Below are 16,707 nucleotides of genomic sequence, written 5' to 3'. Positions count from 1 at the left end.
CTCCGGAGCACCGGGCATGATGGTCCGCATGCGAGCGGTGGTACAGCGGGTGGACGGCGCGAGTGTCGTCGTGGACGGCGAGACGGTGGGCTCGATCGAGGGCGAGGGGCTGTGTGTGCTCGTGGGCGTGACCCATGAGGACACCAAGGAGAAGGCCGCCCAACTCGCCAGGAAACTCTGGTCGATCCGGATGCTGGCCGACGAGAGGTCGTGCAGTGACATCGACGCGCCGCTGCTCGTGATCAGCCAGTTCACGCTCTACGGCGACGCGCGCAAGGGGCGGCGGCCGACCTGGAACGCGGCGGCGCCCGGCGAGGTGGCCGAGCCGCTGGTGGAGGAGGTCGTGGCACAGCTGCGGTCGCTCGGGGCGACCGTGGCGACCGGGCGGTTCGGGGCGCAGATGCGGGTGTCGCTGACGAACGACGGGCCGTTCACCGTCCTGCTGGAGATGTGAGCAGCTCCCGGCAGTCGCGGGCCACGCCCGCCATGCCGAGCTCCTCGGCGGCGGCGAGGGCGGTGCGGGCAAGGTCATGGGCGGCGGCCCGGGCGGGTCGGGTGCGGGCGGTGCTCAGCCGGACGCGGGCCTCGTCCAGGCGGAGCCGGGCCATCTGCGCCGGGTAGCGCTGGACGAGCCGTACGGCCCGGCCGAGGTGCCCGAGGGCCGTCTCCGGCTCCCCCGCGAGCAGGGCGAGCAGGGCGCTGAAGCGGGCGGCGGGGCCCAGCAGCACGGTGGGCCAGCCGGCCAGGACCAGTTCGTCGCCGTGCGCGTCCAGGAGGGCGCGCAGCGGCGGGACGTACGCCGACAGCTCGGTACGGCGGTCGTCGGCGCGGGCCGCCAGCTCGGCGCAGACCTGGGCGAGGACCGCCGCGGTGGGCAGCGCCCAGCCGCTCGGCGGGAACCGGGTGAAGTCGTCGGCGTCGGCGGCGAACGCCCGCAGCTGGTCCAGCGCCTGCTCGTACCGCCCGGTCTCGCACAGGGCCAGGGCCAGGCCCGCCCGCCACACCGGGAAGTAGCCGCGGCGCTGGACGCCGGCCATCCGCGGGGAGGCGAACAGCTCGGGCAGGCGGCCCTGTTCGTACCGCAGCCAGAACTCCTGGCCGAGCACGGTCTGGCCGAGGGTGTCGGCGGGCATCGACAGCCCGGCCTCCATCGAGGCCGCCACCTTCCCGGCCTCCCCGAGGATCCACACCTCGGCGGCGGCGAACTCCCCGCGCCACACGCTCATCAGGGCGTCCAGGGTGTGCTGCTGCCAGTGCGCGAGCCGGCTGCGGTGCCGGGCGGCGTACTCGCGGTGCCGGCTGAGGGTCGCCTCGGCGGCGGGCACCCGGCCGGTGCGCAGCTGGTCGATGGCGAGGGCGACCAGCGCCTCGCCCTCGAAGTAGGCGGAGTGGGAGCGTACGGCGGTGTCGCGGAGCTCGGTGGAGAGGGCGAGCAGACCGCGGGCGGGCTCGAAGTCGTACAGCGCCCAGCGGGTCTCGGTCAGTACCTCGCAGCGCGCCTCGTCCCCGATGCCGCCGCCGCGCGGGCCGGGAATGGGGAAGCGGCGGCCGTGCTCGCGCAGCTCCGCGAGCGTCTGGCGGGCCAGCCGGGCGCCGGTGCGGGGTTCCGCGCCGGTCATCGCGGTGTCGTCGCCGATGGACATGGCGAGCTTCTTGGCGCGGTGGGCGGAGAGTTGCAGCCGCAGTTCCACCGCGCGCGGGTCCTCGCGGCCGGCCAGCGCGGCCAGGCAGGCGTCGATCCGGAAGAGCAGGTCGCGGTCGACCTGGCCGGGGTCCGACCAGCGGCGGGCGCTGCGGACGACGGCGTGGGCGCGGGCCAGTTCGTCGCTGCCCGCGGCCTCGTAGGCGGCCTGGTAGTGCTGTCCGGCCTCGTACATCTCGCCGAGGAGGTGGCGGGTGTCGCCGCGTCGGACGTGCTGGTCGAACTCGGCGCCGTAGCCGCTCGGGCGGGCGGCGGCCGGGGGCTGGACCGGGTGGTCGGCGCGCGGGCGGCGCCGGGCCGCGCGGGCGGGCCGCCCGGTCCCTGTACGCCCCGTACGCCCCGGGCTCTCCGGGTGCCCCGTGCTCTCGGTGCTCTCCGTCCGCTCCGTGCTCTCCGGGCGTCTCTCGTGCGGTTCGGGGGTGGGTGGCAGCAGGGCGAGCAGGGCGCCGTCGGCCCGCAGGGCGGCGTCGCAGCGCTCGGCCAGCAGCCGGCCGGGAGGGCGCAGGCCGTTCTCCACCCGGCTGAGGTAGCTCTTGCTGTAGTGGACCCGTCGGGCGAGTTCCGCGAGGGAGATCTCTGCGGCCTCCCGGCGGACGCGCAGCGCCTCGGCGAACTCCTCCTGCGGTGTCACGGCCCTCCCTGCGGGTCCCCTGCGGGCGGGCACGCCGCTCACCGGGTCGAACACGCGCACACCGTGTCCAATTGGTCGCCGCCCGTTGCCAATTATGGAGTGTCAACGGCATATCTCGCAGCGTCCTTCCCGGACTGGTCGAGACTGGGCGGCACCGGCTGGGACCGGCGCGGGTCGACCGGGGAACCGACTCACGCCGGCCCGGACCGACCGGCCCGCCCCCTCACTGTCGGCGGGGGCCAGGTGGGGGGCGGATGCCGGGGATCCGGTGGGGCAGGCGGGGGGAGCCGAATGCCTCGGGGGGATCCGGATGCGGGGGCCGGTCGAGGTGGCCCGGTGGAGCAGGTCGTCGGGCCCTAGGGCTCGACGATCACTTCCTGGGCCGCCGCCGTCCCTCCCGCGACCAGCCGGGCGTCGGCCGGGACGTTGCGCTTGACCAACGCGAGGGCCACCGGGCCGAGTTCGTAGTGCCGTACCGACGTCGTCACGAAGCCGATCTTGCGGCCGTCCTCGCCCTCGTCGGCGACCCGGATCTCCGTGCCGGCCGGCGGCAGGTGCACCTCGCTGCCGTCCAGGTGGAGGAAGACCAGGCGGCGCGGCGGCTTGCCGAGGTTCTGCACCCGGGCGACCGTCTCCTGGCCCCGGTAGCAGCCCTTCTGCAGGTGCACCGCGGTGCCGATCCAGCCCAGCTCGTGCGGGATGGTGCGGTGGTCGGTCTCGAAGCCGACGCGGGGCCGGTGCTGCTCGACACGGAGCGCCTCGTACGCGAGGAGGCCGGCCGCCGGGCCCGCCTTCGCGGCGTACGACTCCAGGTCGGCCCGGGGCAGGAAGAGATCACGGCCGTACGCCGTCTCGCGGACGACGGCGCCGTCCGGGACCTCGGCGATCGAGCCGGCGGGCAGGTGGACGACGGCGAAGTCGTCGGTGCGGTCGGCGACCTCCACCCGGTAGAAGAACTTCATCGACTCCAGGTAGGCGATCAGCGCCTCCTGGGTGCCGGGCTCGACGTGGGCCCAGACCGTCGTACCGTCGTCGACCAGGTACAGCGCGTGCTCGATGTGGCCGTGCGCGGAGAGGATCAGCGCCTCGGTGGCCTCGCCGACCGGCAGGTCGCTGACGTGCTGGGTGAGCAGCAGGTGCAGCCAGGCGAGACGGTCCTCGCCGGTGACGGCGACCACGCCCCGGTGGGACAGGTCGACGAAACCGGCGCCGTCGGCGAGGGCGCGCTGCTCGCGGAACAGGTCGCCGTAGTGGGCGGCGACACCTTCGTCCACGCCCTCGCCGGGGACGGCGCCGGGCAGGGACAGCAGAGGGCTCTTCATGTACGTAAGCCTACGACTCGGTAATTGAAGTCTGGACGGATGCGCCCCTGGTTCTCTTCACCGCGCAGTCCTTGCAGCGGCCGAAGATCGCGAAGTGCTTCATGTCCGTCTCGAAGCCGAACTCCCGCCGCAGCTTCGCGGTGAACTCGGCCGCCACCGCCACATCCGCCTCGATCACGTTCTCGCAGTCGCGGCAGACCAGGTGGATGTGGTGGTGCCGGTCGGCGAGGTGGTACGTCGGCGCTCCGTGCCCGAGGTGGGCATGGCTGACCAGCCCCAGCTCCTCCAGGAGCTCCAGGGTCCGGTAGACCGTCGAGATGTTGACCCCCGACGCGGTCTTGCGGACTTCGCCGAGAATGTCGTCGGGGGTCGCGTGCTCAAGGGTGTCCACGGCTTCGAGCACGAGTTGCCGCTGCGGCGTCAGCCGATAGCCGCGCTGCCTGAGGTCGCTCTTCCAGTCGGTGCTCACCACACCACAGAGTCTAGGACTACTTGAAGAAAGCGATCCCGTCGTCCGGCATGTCGTCGGGGAGGGCCTTGGCCCAGCGCTCGACGTCCTCCGGGGTGACGACCTTCTTCAGGTGGGCCGACATGTAGGGGCGCAGCTCGACCTCGGGGGTCTGCTTCTCGCCGACCCACATGAGGTCGCTCTTGACGTAGCCGTAGAGCCGCTTGCCGCCGCTGTACGGCGCGGAGGCGGCCGTCCGGGCCACGGCGTCCGTGACCAGGTCGATCTGCGGCTTCTGGTCGGCCATCTCGCCGTACCAGATCTCGATCACACCGTCGTCCCGGGTCATCGTGACCTCGACCCGGCGGTTGCCGTCGATGCGCCAGAAACCGTGCTCCGTCTCCAGCGGGCGGACCTTGTTCCCGTCCTTGTCCAGCACCCAGGTCTGGGAGTGGTACTCCAGGAAGTCCCGTCCGTCGTGGCTGAAGGTGGCCTCCTGGCCGAAGTTGCACTTCTCCGAGCCGGGGAAGTCGTGGACGCCCGCACCGGCCCAGTCGCCCAGCAGGAAGGCGAGCGGGACCAGGTCCTTGTGCAGGTCGGAGGGGATCTCGATCATGAGTGGTGGTTCCTAAGGAGTCAGCGCTGGCCCTGGTAAAGCTTCTTCACGGTCAGCCCGGCGAAGGCGAGGACGCCGACGCAGACCAGGACCAGCAGGGTTTCGAAGAAGATCTCCACGGGTGCTCCTTGAGCGAGGGTGGGCGTACACGTAAAAGAGCCGGGCCCCAGCTTACGCGGCCGGGGCCCGGGGCTCTTGGCGAGGTACACCCCTACGGAGTGCCCCGCGGGTTCAGGCGAGCAGTTCGGCCTGGAGGGTCACCGTCTGCTGGAAGGGAACGGCGAGGGCGCTGCCCTTCCGGGTCTGGATGATCACCGCGACGGTGTCGCCGGAGGCGAGGTAGGCCTGGCGGACCTGCTCGGCACCGTACGGCTTCGCCTCGCGGGTCGCGATCGTGTGCACGTCCGTCACCTCGGCCGCCCTCGGGAAGGCGTCGTCCCGCTCGTAGGCCTCGCCGCCGCGTACCCGGTAGAACGGCGCCTCGTTCCCGGTGAGCTCGTCGCCGAGCACGTGGTCCGCGACCGCCCCGGTGCTGAACTGGAGCAGGTAGACGCGGGTGTGCGTGCCGTCGGCGGTGGTCCAGCCGCGGGCCGCGATGTGCCGCAGGCCGTTGTCGGTGAGGTGCTGGTTCACGTCCTCGCGGTCCGGCGCGAGCGAGAACTCCTTGAGGAAGGTCTTCGTCGCCAGCCAGCCGTCCGTCCCCTTCAGCGAGGCGTCGGCGGTGGCGCCCCGCGGCGCGGGCAGCAGGAGTTTCCGCAGGTCGGCGTAGTGGCTGCCGGCCGGGTTGCGGGCGTCGTCGTTCGGGCCGGGGCTGCCGGAGGGCAGCGGGGGCCGGACCAGGACGGGGTAGTCCCAGCGGCCGTCGGCGTGCGTGGCGAGACCGGGTACGTCGGTACGGTCCAGCCGCGTGATGCCGTACGCCGTCCCGGACCCGACGACCGCGAAGACGGCCACGGCGGAGGCCCAGCGCAGCGCGCCCCGCAACCGCCGCCGGTCCTTCTTCGGCGGCTCGGGGTACGCGAGCGCCTGGGGTTCCGGCTGCGCCTCCGGGTGGAATTCCGACTGAGGCTCCGGGTGGAGTTCCAGCTGTGGCTTCGGGTGGAGTTCCGGCTGTGGCTGTGGCTGCGCCTCGGCCTCGGGGAGGTCGGTGGTGGACTCCGGCGGGTTCACTTCCATGGTCATACGGACGCCCCCGGCTCCTTGATGCGGTCGAGCTGTGCGCGGAGCATCTCGGCCGCGCCCTCCTTGTCGAGCGGCTTGGCCGCGGTGGCCGTGGCGGTGACCAGGACGTCGCCCACGTAGCCGGAGCAGAACATCATGTCGAGCTTCTCCTCCGAGTCGGCCGGCGGCAGGAAGCACGCGGTCGAGTCCTTGAAGCCCTCGATCTCCGGGCCCTTGCGGAACACCTTCAGCGCGTCGAAGAACTCCTTCTGCACGCCCGCGATGGACCGCACCGCCCGTGCGTTCCCCATCCGCGCCAGCACGAACTCCATCGTGAACTGGTCACCCGGCGTGCCGTTCGTGCTCACGTAGCTGCGCATCGCCATGCCCTTGACCGGGTTCCGGTCGATCTGCCGCTCCAGCTCCCGCCGCTGCGAACGCGGCAGGTCCTTGACCGACTCCTTGCGCAGCAGCGTCGCCTCCCGGCCGGACAGCGCCACGTCCGACCCGAACTCGGCCATGTCCGGGCCGCGCAGGTAGGTGTCGCCGTCGTACGGCAGCAGCATCCCCGGCAGCCCGGTGACCGCGGCCGCCTTCGCCCCCTTGGACGCCTTCGGCAGGCTCCAGGAAGGAGCCCCGGCATCCCGGTCGGCACCCCGCACGGTGACGACCGTGTAACCACCACCGGCCAGCACCGCGACGATCAGCACACCGGTGGCGGCGAGAGCCGCGATACGACGGCGGTTGCGGGGGCGCTTGGGGGCGGGGGCGGGGTCGAGGGGGGCCGGGTCGAGGGGGGCCGGGGCGGCGGCCGTCGGGTCGGTGGCCATCGCGTCGGTGGCCATCGCGTCGGTGGAGGCCGGGTCGGCGGGTGCCGAGTCGGCGGAGACCAGATCGGCGCGAGCCGGATCGGCGGAGACCAGATCGGCGCGAGCCGGATCGGCGGAGACCAGATCGGCGCGAGCCGGATCGGCGGCCTTCGGGTTCGCGGCCGTCGGCAAGGGCGCCGTCGGGCCTGCGGCCGTCGGCTCGGCAGCGGACGGCTTGATGAGAGACGGCTCGACGGCCGACGACTCGACAGCCAGCGGCTCTACGGTCGGCGACTCAGCAGCAGTCGGCTCAACGGCGGTCGCCTCGACGGCCGTCGGCTCAACGACCTTCGGCTCAACGGCGGTCGCCTCGACGGCCGTCGGCTCAACGGCCTTCGGCTCAACGACCTTCGGCTCAGCAGCCGTTGCCTCGACGGCCGTCGGCTCGGTGGTCGGCGCCTCGACGGCCGTCGGCTCGGTGGTCGGCGGCTCGGTGGTCGGCGGCTCGGGGCTCGTGGGGATTTGCGGGTTGTCGCTCACAGCTGCTCCATCTGCCGTTTCGCGAGGTCGAGCACCTTCGCCTTCGGGATCGGCTTCGTGTCGTAGATCCAGACCTGCATCTCGATGTCCCCGCGCCACGCGTGCGCCTCCGCCGTGTACAGGCTCACGCCGTAGGCGGTGTCGGGCTTGGTGTGGACGTACGCCATGCCGTCGCCCGTGCCGGGTATCGGCCAGCTCTCGGTGGTGAAGTCGTCCGTCGGCTGGGCGTAGTAGTAGCCGTCGTCCGCCGCGTCGGCGGCCTCGGTGCCGGTCTCCTCCTGGCGGAACTGGACCAGCCGGATCTCGACGTTGTACGTGCTGCCCTCACGCCAGTTGGTGACGGCGGCCCGGCGGAACTCGTTGTCCCCGGCCAGGCTGCGGAAGGCGCCCGCCGGGTACTTGAACGACTCCGCGTACTCGCCGAGGTCCATCCACCCGTCCTCGCCCGCCTCGACCAGCCCCTTGCGCGCCCCGCCCGGCTTCTTCAGCAGCAGCTTGCGCAGATCGCCGTCGACCTTGACCTCGCGGTCCTGGGCGGCCGACAGTGGCTCCGGAGCGGCGCCCTTCGCCTGCGCGACCGACGGCTGGGAGAGCGGCGGCAGCGCGGTGGGCTCACGGTCGGCCTGCACGAGGTAGCCGACACAGGTGCCGGCCACGACGCCCAGGACCGCGGCGGTGGCGATCAGGACACCGGCACGGCCCCGCTTCCGTTTCCGTTTTTCGGCAGGCGCTTCGAGCGGCGCTTCGAGCGGCGCTTCGGGTGGTGTCTCGGGCTGTCTCTCAGATGGTGTTTCCGGTGCGTCCAATTCGTCCCCCTTTGCGTACGGGAGCGCTGATTCCTTGATCAGCGCTGCACAGGAGACTCACGGAAAACTCGGTGAGTTGTACAAGGATTAATTACGATCAGGACACCGCGGCCAGCCACACGGTCACCCCGGCCGTCAGGAAAAGCACGACATTGAGGGCGATCCGCCGGTCCCCCATCCGCAGATGGACCCTGATCGCACCGGCCTGGAGCACGACGAACCCCACCGCGGCGGCCACGCCCGGCCAGGATGCGACACCGGTCAGACGCGGCAGCACCAGACCCACCGCGCCCAGCACCTCGACGGCCCCGATCGCCCGCACGGCCGGCATCGGGGTGTCCGCCACCCAGGCCATCATCGGCAGCAGCCGCTCCCTGCTCCGTACGACCTTCATCCCGCCTCCGTAGAGGTAGAAGAGCGCGAGCGGACCGGCCACGGCCCAGTACGCGGCGCTCATGAGCCGGCGGCCGGCTCGGTGGCGTAACGGCTCATGACCTCGGCGCTCGCCTGCGGGCTCGGCGGCCCGCCGGTGGCGAACAGGTCCCGCAGGTCCCGGAAGTACTGCACGTACAGGTCGGGCGTGAACGTGCTGAGCATGACGGCCGGTTCGCCGGTGACGTTGGCGAAGGTGTGCGGGGCGCCGGGCGGCACCATGACGAGGGTTCCGGCCGTGGCGTCGTACTCCTCGTCCCCGACGGTGAAGCGCACCGAGCCGGAGATGACGTAGAAGCCCTCGTCGTGCCGGGCGTGCCGGTGCTGCGGCGGGCCGGGGGTGTGCGGCGCGAGGACGGACTCGGCGAGGCCGAGGCGGTGGCCGGTGGTACGGCCGTCCTCCAGGACCCGCATCCGGGTGGTGCCGAGCATCAGCACCTCGCCGTCGCCGGGGCCGACGACGGATACCGCGGGATGGTCGTTGTTGTCGTGAGTCGTCATGCTCCGATTCCACGGCCGGGGTGGTCCGGCTGTCCAAGACCTGTTCCGCCGACCCGATACCCGATCGGTATCGTCGCTGCATGGAAAGGCTGGAACTGCGGACGCTGCGCTACTTCGTGGCGGTCGCCGAGGAACTCCACTTCGGCCGGGCCGCCGCACGGCTCCATATGAGCCAGCCCCCGCTGAGCCGTGCGATCAAGGCACTGGAGACCGAGACCGGCGCGCCGCTCTTCGAGCGGTCACCTGCAGGGGTCGCCCTGACCCCCGTCGGGGCCGTCCTCCTCGACGAGGCCCGCGCGCTCCTCGACCAGGCCGACCGGCTGCGCGTGCGGGTCGCGGCGGCGGCGGGGACCGCTGTCCTGACCGTCGGCCTCCTCGGCGACAGCGCGGATCCCGGCGTACGGCGCCTGGCCCGCGCGTACCGCGAACGCCACCCGGGCGTCGAGATCCGCATCCGCGAGACCGACCTGACGGACCCCACGTGCGGGTTGCACGCGGGTGGCGTCGACGTCGCTCTCACCCGCGCGCCGTTCGACGGAACAGGGCTGGTGGTCAGGGAGTTGCGGGCCGATCCGGTGGGCGCGCTGCTCCGGGCCGACGATCCGCTGGCCGGCCGGGAGAGCCTGCGGCTGGCCGACCTCGCCGACCGGCGGTGGTTCCGGTTCCCGGAGGGCACGGACCCGCTCTGGCAGTCGTACTGGAACGGCGGGGAGGCGCGGGAGGGGCCGGTCGTGCGGGCCGTCCAGGAGTGCCGGCAGGCGGTGCTCTGGAACGGCACGGTGGGCATGACCCTGACCGGCCACGACCCGGGAGACGGGCTCACGGTCGTACCGGTCACCGACATGGCCCCGAGCCGGGTGGTGGTGGCGTGGGCCGAGGGGGACGGGAATCCGTTGCTGCGGTCGTTCGTGCGGGTGGCGGTCGCCGCCTACGGCTGATCGGACGATCGGATACTCATGGTCCGGCCGCCGGGACCGGCCTGCTCGATCCGGAACGGCTCTGCGGGGAGGGGCAGTTGGGCGGCATGGAACGACAGACGGTTCCGGCCCGATCACGCCCGGCGAGGCCACGTGCCGGAGGCAGCTCGTAGGGGGATGCGGGGCGTCCAACGTGTCGTAGACGCCCTGTCCGTGGGCCCAGGTCTCCAGGTCTGCAGGTCTCCAACTGCCCGTGCCACTCATCGGGTTCCTGGAGCGGAGTGCGCAGCGCGGCTTCGGAGAGAAGCGCACGGTACCGCCGACACCGCTCCCGGAACCGCGAACCGCTGCCCGTGGAATGTGTGGAAACGGCGCCGCCAGACGGGGAAGAACCGGTCCTTCTCGGCGTGCCGACGCCGCCTCCCGGCCGTCCTCGTAGCAGCCTCGACCCGCAGAGTAGTCCAACTCTCGCATTTCGTATAGATGTTGGACAAAAGGAGCGAATGCCATGGAGCCCGGAACCCTGCTCTACGACACCGCAACCGACCAGGTCGGCGAGTACCAGGACCAGTCGGGGCCGTACACGATGCTGCGTCCCGTGGGGGGAGGGAGAGAGTGGCAGGCCCATCCGTCGACGCTGCGGCCCGCCACCGACAGAGAGCGGCTCAGTGCGGGCGTACGCGCGGCGAACGACCGTACCTGGGCCGTGCCGCCGGATCCCGAGGACCTCAGCCGACCGCCGTGGCCCGTGCCCGGCTGTGCCGAGTGCACGCATCTCGACGGCCGGCGGGAGACCGCCCGCGCCACCCACGACCACAGCGCGGCCACCGACGCGAACGCGCTGCTGCGCCGGCACCGGCGGGCGGAGCACCCGTGACCCGCCGTGGCCTCCGGTAAGTGCCGTACGTGATCGCGCGGGACGCGGGTGCCGCACCCGAGTACGCGGCGCGGTGCGGTGCGTGTCGGGGGCGGCGCACTCACGCCGGCGCGGAGCCCTCGCCCGGCGGCCGGCGGATCAGGTGCAGACAGACGACCGAGGCGACGAAGGTCCGCCGTTCGGAGGCGTCCAGGCGGGGCGTCATCTCGACGTCGTACTGCTGCAGCCCGATCCATGAGTCGACGGTGCTCACCGTGACCCGGCCGAGGATCTCCGGCGGGGGGCCGCCGCTTCCCGGGTCGGTCTCCGTGAGGTGCCATTCGACGGACGCCGGGTTCAGCCGCGTGAGGAGGAGTTGGCGACCTGGTTCCGTCCGGAGGCTCAGCTGCAGGGACTTGATGAGTCCACGGGCACCGGCGGCGCCGATCTCCCGGTCCGCTCCGTCGGTGAAGCGGAACCGCACCGGCCCGAACTGCTGGAACGGCCCGATCCAGGAACGCTTCTCGATGCGGACGACGACCTCGCCGGACGTTCTCGCGAGGACGAAGTGCGTGTGGTCGATGTCCGTGACCTCGGCGAGCGGGGTTCCCTCCACGGTGGACACCGCCAGGGCGGGGCCCCGGTACGTGCGCCACTTCGAACGCTTAGGCTGCCCCACCACGACGGCTTCCGGCGCGAACAGATCGGGTTCCGTCATCGGTCGCCCCTCCCCACCCCGGCTTCCCCTCGACCGGGTACGTCCACTGTGGCCGAGAACCCCTCGGATCCCCACCCCTCGGGAGCACATCGACGCCCGCACCGCGTTCCGCAGTACGTCGTCAACAGCGTCGCCGCGGGCAGCGGCGGCCGGCTCCCCGCCAACGCCGGCGGGGCCGCCCACGCGGTCTGGCTCCGGGAGGCCGTCGGATGCCGACCGGACGCGGCGGGGCCCGGTCGGTGGTTAGGCTTCCGGCATGGCGAAGAAGCTCGTGATCAAGGTGACGGCGGGGGTGGACGCTCCCGAGCGGTGCTCGCAGGCGTTCACGGTGGCGGCGGTGGCCGTGGCCAGCGGCGTCGAGGTGTCGATGTGGCTGACCGGCGAGTCCGCGTGGTTCGCGCTGCCGGGCCGCGCCGCCGACTTCGAACTGCCGCATGCCGCCCCGCTCCCCGACCTGGTCGACTCGATCCTGGCGGGCGGCACGCTCACCCTCTGCACACAGTGCGCGGCCCGCCGGGACATCACGGAGAAGGACGTCATCGAGGGCGTACGGATCGCGGGCGCGCAGGTCTTCGTGCAGGAGGCGATGGCGGACGGGGCGCAGGCGCTCGTGTACTAGCGGCGCCGGAGAGAGCCTGGGGCGAGGTCTGGGGCGAGGTCTGGGGCGAGGTCTGGGACAGCGCCTAGGACCTCGGCCGCTTCTTGCCGTCCAGCTCGTCCCACCACTCGTCCGACTGGGGATCGCCGGACGGGTCGTCCCACCAGCGGTCGTCGGGACCGCGGCGGTTCGCGACCATCGCGGCGACCGGGGGGATGACCATGGCCACCACGCACATCCCCACGGCGGCGGGGACGGACCAGATGCGTACGACACTCCACGCCAGGACGAAGAGACCGATGCAGATCCCCATCATGACGAAGTAGACGCGACGGCGACGGGCCAGCATGCATCCAGGGTAGGTCGGCGGCGGGCGTTGGGCGCGGCCCCGGAAGCGGCGAAGGGCCGCGCCTCCGTGTGTGGCACGGGGGCGCGGCCCTTGCGGGTGTGCTGCTCTGTGCTCAGACCGCGATCGCGACCTCGGCCAGGCCGCCCTGCTGGGCGACGACCGTGCGGTCGGCGGTGGCGCCGGGGACGAGGGCGCGGACGGTCCAGGTGCCCTCGGCCGCGTAGAAGCGGAACTGTCCGGTGGCGGAGGTGGGGACCTCCGCGGTGAACTCGCCGGTCGAGTCGAGCAGGCGGACGTAGCCGACCACGGGCTCGCCGTCCTTCGTCACCTGACCCTGGATCGTGGTCTCACCGGGCTTGATCGTCGAGGGGTCCGGGCCGCCGGCCTTCGCTCCACACATGTCGTACTCCTGAGGATGGGGTCCTGAAAGGTCGGTCTGAGGTCCTGCTGGGTCCTGCTGGGTCCTGCTGGGTCCTGCTGGGTCTTGCTTGGTCCTGCCGGGGGTCTTACTTGTTGGCGCCGAGCTCGATCGGGACGCCGACGAGGCTGCCGTACTCGGTCCAGGAGCCGTCGTAGTTCTTGACGTTCTCGACACCGAGCAGCTCGTGCAGGACGAACCAGGTCAGGGCCGAGCGCTCGCCGATGCGGCAGTAGGCGATGGTGTCCTTGGCGAGGTCGACCTGCTCCTCGGCGTAGAGCTCCTTGAGCTCGTCGTCCGACTTGAAGGTGCCGTCGTCGTTGGCGTTCTTCGACCACGGGATGTTGCGGGCCGAGGGCACGTGGCCGGGGCGCTGGGACTGCTCCTGCGGCAGGTGGGCCGGGGCGAGCAGCTTGCCGGAGAACTCGTCGGGGGAACGGACGTCGACGAGGTTCTGCGCGCCGATGGCCGCCACGACGTCGTCGCGGAAGGCGCGGATCGCGGTGTTCTGCGGCTTGGCGGTGTAGGTGGTCTCGGTGCGGTCCGGGACCTCCTCGACCAGCTCGCGGGCGTCCAGCTCCCACTTCTTGCGGCCGCCGTCGAGGAGCTTGACGTTCTCGTGGCCGTAGAGCTTGAAGTACCAGTAGGCGTACGACGCGAACCAGTTGTTGTTGCCGCCGTAGAGGATCACCAGCGTGTCGTTGGCGATGCCCTTCGCCGACAGGAGCTTCTCGAAGCCCTCCTGGTCGATGAAGTCGCGGCGGACCGGGTCCTGCAGGTCCTTGGTCCAGTCGATGCGGATCGCGTTCTTGATGTGGTTCTTCTCGTAGGCGGACGTGTCCTCGTCCACCTCCACGATCGCGATCTCGGGGTTGTCCAGGTTGTCCTGGACCCACTCGGCATCGACGAGGACGTCGCTGCGGCTCATGCTCTTTCTCCTCCGGGGCAGTTGCGGCGGGGCGTGCGAGTGCGGGTGGGTGCGCGCGTCGGCGCGCACGGATGCCCTCGGCGAAGGAGGGCAGGGGGGATGCGGAGGCGGCACGGCCTCCGCCGTCAGAAGGGGCGACAGAGCATGGCGGCGACGCGGCACAGGTCGACTGCCCGCCGCTTCGTGAGGTCCGCCTGTCGCTTCATGGCCTCGATCGTAGGGACGGATAACCGGGCATGTCACCGGCATGTCGCATGTTGAGACGCGATCGTCCGTATTGTGGGACGGGGTGCGGGCCCGGGGCATCGTTCCGGGACGGGCGGGCGTCTGTATGCGTCGTCACATCTACGGTACGGACGCCGCCGTCTCGCCTGATGGACGGCGGGGGCCGCCCCGGCGGGTCGCCGCCGTGGCGCTTTCTACCCGGCCAGCTTGACGTTCGAACCCTTCACCGCGATCTCCACACCGTCCTTCACGGCCTCCACGGTGTCCAGCTGGACGCCGCCGGGGAGCTGGTCGATCGCCTGCTGGAAGTCGGAGGCCTGGCGGAAGCGGTCCTCGACGAGGCTGACGCCGGCGAGCTTGGGGAGGCTGTCGGCGTGCACCTGCACGGTGTTGTCCTTGACGGTGACCGTGCTGAGGACGGGGACCTTCTGGTGGGTGTTCACGCCCGGGACGGTGACGTCGAGGGTGACCTTGATCTTGCCGTTGCCGCCGTCGGCGAGACCGACGACCTGGCCGGTGAAGCCGAGGCCGAGGTCGGTGGGCGCGGTCTTGGCGTTCTTGAGCAGCTCGTCGTAGGAGATGAGCGCGGTGCCGGTGGCGGTCCGCGCGGTGGCGGAGCTGTAGTCGCCGGTGAAGGTGACGCCCTTCATGTCGGCGTGCAGGTCGTCGATGCGGATGGTCTTGCCGGCGGTGCCGGTGGCCGCGTCGTAGTCCTTGATGCCGACCTCGACGTCGTCGAGGGTGCCGTCGGCCACCTGGGTGAGGAACGGGAAGCCCTTGATGGAGACGTCGGGGGTGCTCGCGAGGCCCTCCGTCGTCTTCAGCTTGTCGGCGGCCTGGCCTTCGGCGAAGTACACGGCGACACGGTCGACGACCACGAAGAGAACGCCGAGCACGACGACGGTGATCAGGAGTATTCGCAGGGCGCGCATGTGGTGGGGTCCCCCGGGTCGGCATCTGACGGCATCTGCAGGTCGGTCCCGCCACGCTAACCCTGCGGGGGCGGGCCGACGGGGGATTGTCGACCAGCTGTGACAGTGCGAGGGGGAGCCGGCCGTGGTTTTCGGCTGCCGGCCGGTGGGGGCTGGTCGCGCCCACGCGGCGGCAGCCGCATATCAGATACAGCCCCGCGCCCCTTAGGTCGGCTGCCGGGCCCGGCGTTCAAAGGGCCCGAGCCCCCGCGCTCCTGGGCGTCGGCCGCCCGGCCCACGTTCGAAGGCCGCGCCCGTTCCATTCCAGCGCCGCCCACCCCCCTCGGCCTCGCCTCTCCACTGACCGAGTCGGGTGGGTGGGAAAGGTCAGTGGAGGATCCAGACCGCCGGTGCCGCGGCTGTCAGGGGTAGGGCCACGCCTGCGGTGAAGTGGACGAACCTTGACGGGTAGTCGTAGCTGGCGACGCGGTGGCCGACGAGGGCGCAGGCCGCGGCCGCGACGCCGGTCAGCGCGCCCTTCGTACCGAGGTCGGTCATACCGCCCACCGCGATGCCGGCGCCGGTGGCGGCCAGCAGGGAGACGATCACCGATGCCGGGGTGGGCAGGGGCAGGGCCCTCGCCAGGACGGCCACCGCGACCGCGGCGGCGCCGACGGACACGGCGTCGGGGTCGGCGCCCAGGTAACCCGTCGCGATGATCGCCAGCGCGGAGGAGGCGACCGTGGCCATCAGGCCGGACATACGGGTGTCCGGGTCCGCGTGGGAGCGGAGCTGGAGGACCAGGGTGAGCAGGACCCAGATGCCCAGCGGGCCGAGGATCGCCGCCGGGGCCTGGTCACGGCCCGCGACGAGGACCGCCACGTCCGCCGTCAGCCCGCCCAGGAAGGCGAGGGCGATGCCCTGGCGGGCCGGCCACATGCCGTTCAGCCGGAACCAGCCCGCGGCCGTCACGGCCTGGAGGACCACCAGGGGGACGACCAGGGCGTACGAGGAGAGAGGCGCCGTCGCCGCCAGCAGCACGCCCAGCAGGGCGGTGAGCAGGGCCGGCTGCATGCCGGGCTCGATGATCGGCGAGCGGCCCTCCAGGCGGGCCCGCTGGGCGTCGGTGATGCGCGCGTTGCCGGCGAGGGTCGCGGGGCCGTAGCTCCCGCCCTCGCTCTCGGGCCCGCCGGGCGCCGGGGCGGGGGCGGGGGCGGGGGCGGCAGCGGATGCCGGGGCGGGTGCGGCGAACGCCGGCTGCTGCGCCGGTGCGGCGTACGTGTGCTGCGGCAGGTACGCGGTCTCGGCGGCCGACGCCGACGCCGGTGCCTGCGGCTGTGCCTGTCCCTGTGCCTGTCCCTGTGCCTGTCCCTGTGCGGCCTGCACCGGCGCGTGGGTCTGGGTCTCCCAGGTCTGCCCCTGCCACTGCTGGGTGGCGTACTGCTGCTCCTCGTACCCCCACTGCTGCTGGGGCTGCTGAGGCTGTGGCTGCTGCTGGTACGGGTCGTAGCCCTCGTACGGCTGGTTGGTCATCGCTCTCGCTCACCCTCCTGCGAACGGCGGGAGCACCTCGACCGTGCCGCCCTCGGCCAGCCGTACCGTCTCATGCGCGCGCGTCCCGACGGGGTCACCGTCGACGAGGAAGGAGCATCGCCGCAGGACGTGCGCCAGTTCCCCGGGGTGTCGCGCGCGTACCGCGTCCAGTGCCTCGGCGAGGGTGTCCGCGTCGTACGGCTCCTCGGCGACGCCGGCCGCGGCCTTCGCGGCGGCCCAGTAGCGCACCGTGACCTTGGGCATGCGGTTCCTCAGGAGACTCGGA

General features: G+C 72.1%; 21 protein-coding genes. 4 read left to right on the top strand and 17 right to left on the bottom strand.

The annotated features are described in order from the left end of the window. Nucleotides 1-28 precede the first annotated feature (28 nt). Nucleotides 29-454, top strand: coding sequence for a D-aminoacyl-tRNA deacylase (dtd, locus tag ACGFZS_RS38105; RefSeq protein WP_365695155.1), 426 nt, complete (start codon nucleotides 29-31; stop codon nucleotides 452-454). Here dtd and ACGFZS_RS38100 read toward each other — a convergent pair. The 9 genes from ACGFZS_RS38100 to ACGFZS_RS38060 all read right to left on the bottom strand — a co-directional run bounded on the left by ACGFZS_RS38100 (nucleotide 432) and on the right by ACGFZS_RS38060 (nucleotide 8,968). Next, nucleotides 432-2,333: a helix-turn-helix domain-containing protein gene (locus ACGFZS_RS38100; protein WP_393798945.1), complete on the bottom strand. Its 1,902-nt coding sequence runs from the start codon at nucleotides 2,331-2,333 to the stop codon at nucleotides 432-434. The genes dtd and ACGFZS_RS38100 overlap by 23 nt on opposite strands. A 356-nt stretch (nucleotides 2,334-2,689) precedes the next feature. Then, complete coding sequence (locus ACGFZS_RS38095; RefSeq protein WP_393798944.1) at nucleotides 2,690-3,655, bottom strand: YgfZ/GcvT domain-containing protein; 966 nt, start codon at nucleotides 3,653-3,655, stop codon at nucleotides 2,690-2,692. A gap of 10 nt (nucleotides 3,656-3,665) precedes the next feature. Continuing rightward, nucleotides 3,666-4,127 (bottom strand): Fur family transcriptional regulator, encoded by a 462-nt coding sequence (locus ACGFZS_RS38090; RefSeq protein WP_365695152.1) that lies wholly within the window; start codon nucleotides 4,125-4,127, stop codon nucleotides 3,666-3,668. A 16-nt stretch (nucleotides 4,128-4,143) separates the two neighbouring features. Beyond that, nucleotides 4,144-4,719 (bottom strand): FABP family protein, encoded by a 576-nt coding sequence (locus ACGFZS_RS38085; protein WP_365695151.1) that lies wholly within the window; start codon nucleotides 4,717-4,719, stop codon nucleotides 4,144-4,146. Between the two features lie 231 nt (nucleotides 4,720-4,950). Further along, nucleotides 4,951-5,901: a hypothetical protein gene (locus tag ACGFZS_RS38080; RefSeq protein ID WP_393798943.1), complete on the bottom strand. Its 951-nt coding sequence runs from the start codon at nucleotides 5,899-5,901 to the stop codon at nucleotides 4,951-4,953. Further along, entirely contained in the window at nucleotides 5,898-7,229 is a 1,332-nt protein-coding gene (locus ACGFZS_RS38075) for a hypothetical protein (RefSeq protein WP_393798942.1), read from the bottom strand. Before ACGFZS_RS38075 ends, ACGFZS_RS38080 begins: the two co-directional genes overlap by 4 nt. Next, nucleotides 7,226-7,885, bottom strand: a complete 660-nt coding sequence (locus tag ACGFZS_RS38070; protein ID WP_393798941.1) for a hypothetical protein — start codon at nucleotides 7,883-7,885, stop codon at nucleotides 7,226-7,228. Before ACGFZS_RS38070 ends, ACGFZS_RS38075 begins: the two co-directional genes overlap by 4 nt. A gap of 247 nt (nucleotides 7,886-8,132) precedes the next feature. Beyond that, nucleotides 8,133-8,492 (bottom strand): DoxX family protein, encoded by a 360-nt coding sequence (locus ACGFZS_RS38065; protein ID WP_393798940.1) that lies wholly within the window; start codon nucleotides 8,490-8,492, stop codon nucleotides 8,133-8,135. Beyond that, the gene (locus ACGFZS_RS38060; protein WP_393798939.1) at nucleotides 8,489-8,968 is read right to left on the bottom strand and encodes a cupin domain-containing protein; all 480 of its coding nucleotides are present in this window, start codon (nucleotides 8,966-8,968) and stop codon (nucleotides 8,489-8,491) included. Before ACGFZS_RS38060 ends, ACGFZS_RS38065 begins: the two co-directional genes overlap by 4 nt. Nucleotides 8,969-9,057: 89 nt before the next feature. On the opposite strand from ACGFZS_RS38060, the gene ACGFZS_RS38055 reads away from it, so the two are divergent. Both ACGFZS_RS38055 and ACGFZS_RS38050 read left to right on the top strand, forming a co-directional pair. Beyond that, the gene (locus ACGFZS_RS38055; protein WP_393799130.1) at nucleotides 9,058-9,906 is read left to right on the top strand and encodes a LysR substrate-binding domain-containing protein; all 849 of its coding nucleotides are present in this window, start codon (nucleotides 9,058-9,060) and stop codon (nucleotides 9,904-9,906) included. A gap of 487 nt (nucleotides 9,907-10,393) precedes the next feature. After that, nucleotides 10,394-10,762 (top strand): hypothetical protein, encoded by a 369-nt coding sequence (locus ACGFZS_RS38050; protein ID WP_393798938.1) that lies wholly within the window; start codon nucleotides 10,394-10,396, stop codon nucleotides 10,760-10,762. Nucleotides 10,763-10,862: 100 nt separating this feature from the next. Here the strand turns inward: ACGFZS_RS38050 and ACGFZS_RS38045 are convergent, their stop codons facing one another. Further along, nucleotides 10,863-11,459, bottom strand: a complete 597-nt coding sequence (locus tag ACGFZS_RS38045; RefSeq protein ID WP_393798937.1) for a hypothetical protein — start codon at nucleotides 11,457-11,459, stop codon at nucleotides 10,863-10,865. 256 nt (nucleotides 11,460-11,715) lie between these two features. On the opposite strand from ACGFZS_RS38045, the gene ACGFZS_RS38040 reads away from it, so the two are divergent. Next, nucleotides 11,716-12,078 (top strand): DsrE family protein, encoded by a 363-nt coding sequence (locus ACGFZS_RS38040; protein WP_393798936.1) that lies wholly within the window; start codon nucleotides 11,716-11,718, stop codon nucleotides 12,076-12,078. Between the two features lie 64 nt (nucleotides 12,079-12,142). Here ACGFZS_RS38040 and ACGFZS_RS38035 read toward each other — a convergent pair whose 3' ends face one another. The 7 genes from ACGFZS_RS38035 to ACGFZS_RS38005 form a co-directional block, all read right to left on the bottom strand. After that, nucleotides 12,143-12,406: a DUF3099 domain-containing protein gene (locus tag ACGFZS_RS38035; RefSeq protein ID WP_365695139.1), complete on the bottom strand. Its 264-nt coding sequence runs from the start codon at nucleotides 12,404-12,406 to the stop codon at nucleotides 12,143-12,145. A 112-nt stretch (nucleotides 12,407-12,518) separates the two neighbouring features. Next, a complete protein-coding gene (locus tag ACGFZS_RS38030) occupies nucleotides 12,519-12,806 on the bottom strand; it encodes a DUF1416 domain-containing protein (protein WP_093501297.1) in 288 nt (95 codons plus the stop codon). A gap of 106 nt (nucleotides 12,807-12,912) precedes the next feature. Beyond that, the gene (locus ACGFZS_RS38025; RefSeq protein WP_365695138.1) at nucleotides 12,913-13,752 is read right to left on the bottom strand and encodes a sulfurtransferase; all 840 of its coding nucleotides are present in this window, start codon (nucleotides 13,750-13,752) and stop codon (nucleotides 12,913-12,915) included. Between the two features lie 125 nt (nucleotides 13,753-13,877). Continuing rightward, entirely contained in the window at nucleotides 13,878-13,958 is an 81-nt protein-coding gene (locus ACGFZS_RS38020) for an Ms5788A family Cys-rich leader peptide (RefSeq protein WP_350751515.1), read from the bottom strand. A gap of 213 nt (nucleotides 13,959-14,171) precedes the next feature. Beyond that, on the bottom strand, nucleotides 14,172-14,909 hold the full coding sequence (locus tag ACGFZS_RS38015; protein WP_365695137.1) for a DUF2993 domain-containing protein: 738 nt from the start codon (nucleotides 14,907-14,909) through the stop codon (nucleotides 14,172-14,174). Nucleotides 14,910-15,275: 366 nt separating this feature from the next. Next, nucleotides 15,276-16,421, bottom strand: a complete 1,146-nt coding sequence (locus ACGFZS_RS38010; RefSeq protein ID WP_393798935.1) for a hypothetical protein — start codon at nucleotides 16,419-16,421, stop codon at nucleotides 15,276-15,278. Between the two features lie 9 nt (nucleotides 16,422-16,430). Next, nucleotides 16,431-16,685: a MoaD/ThiS family protein gene (locus tag ACGFZS_RS38005; protein WP_355722613.1), complete on the bottom strand. Its 255-nt coding sequence runs from the start codon at nucleotides 16,683-16,685 to the stop codon at nucleotides 16,431-16,433. Nucleotides 16,686-16,707 lie beyond the last annotated feature (22 nt).

It is taken from the genome of Streptomyces sp. NPDC048288 (assembly GCF_043201555.1).
Lineage (GTDB): Bacteria > Actinomycetota > Actinomycetes > Streptomycetales > Streptomycetaceae > Streptomyces.
The sequence above is the reverse complement of the archived record's forward strand: the minus strand, read 5'-3'. Positions and strand labels throughout refer to the sequence as shown.

Coding starts and splice junctions, on each gene's coding strand:
- ACGFZS_RS38050 (WP_393798938.1), top strand. CDS start 10,394: ATGGAGCCCGGAACCCTGCTCTACGACACCGCAACCGACCAGGTCGGC.
- ACGFZS_RS38065 (WP_393798940.1), bottom strand. CDS start 8,492: ATGAGCGCCGCGTACTGGGCCGTGGCCGGTCCGCTCGCGCTCTTCTAC.
- ACGFZS_RS38080 (WP_393798943.1), bottom strand. CDS start 5,901: ATGACCATGGAAGTGAACCCGCCGGAGTCCACCACCGACCTCCCCGAG.
- ACGFZS_RS38025 (WP_365695138.1), bottom strand. CDS start 13,752: ATGAGCCGCAGCGACGTCCTCGTCGATGCCGAGTGGGTCCAGGACAAC.
- ACGFZS_RS38060 (WP_393798939.1), bottom strand. CDS start 8,968: ATGACGACTCACGACAACAACGACCATCCCGCGGTATCCGTCGTCGGC.
- ACGFZS_RS38045 (WP_393798937.1), bottom strand. CDS start 11,459: ATGACGGAACCCGATCTGTTCGCGCCGGAAGCCGTCGTGGTGGGGCAG.
- ACGFZS_RS38035 (WP_365695139.1), bottom strand. CDS start 12,406: ATGCTGGCCCGTCGCCGTCGCGTCTACTTCGTCATGATGGGGATCTGC.
- ACGFZS_RS38015 (WP_365695137.1), bottom strand. CDS start 14,909: ATGCGCGCCCTGCGAATACTCCTGATCACCGTCGTCGTGCTCGGCGTT.
- ACGFZS_RS38040 (WP_393798936.1), top strand. CDS start 11,716: ATGGCGAAGAAGCTCGTGATCAAGGTGACGGCGGGGGTGGACGCTCCC.
- ACGFZS_RS38020 (WP_350751515.1), bottom strand. CDS start 13,958: ATGAAGCGACAGGCGGACCTCACGAAGCGGCGGGCAGTCGACCTGTGC.
- ACGFZS_RS38085 (WP_365695151.1), bottom strand. CDS start 4,719: ATGATCGAGATCCCCTCCGACCTGCACAAGGACCTGGTCCCGCTCGCC.
- ACGFZS_RS38010 (WP_393798935.1), bottom strand. CDS start 16,421: ATGACCAACCAGCCGTACGAGGGCTACGACCCGTACCAGCAGCAGCCA.
- ACGFZS_RS38030 (WP_093501297.1), bottom strand. CDS start 12,806: ATGTGTGGAGCGAAGGCCGGCGGCCCGGACCCCTCGACGATCAAGCCC.
- ACGFZS_RS38095 (WP_393798944.1), bottom strand. CDS start 3,655: ATGAAGAGCCCTCTGCTGTCCCTGCCCGGCGCCGTCCCCGGCGAGGGC.
- dtd (WP_365695155.1), top strand. CDS start 29: ATGCGAGCGGTGGTACAGCGGGTGGACGGCGCGAGTGTCGTCGTGGAC.
- ACGFZS_RS38005 (WP_355722613.1), bottom strand. CDS start 16,685: ATGCCCAAGGTCACGGTGCGCTACTGGGCCGCCGCGAAGGCCGCGGCC.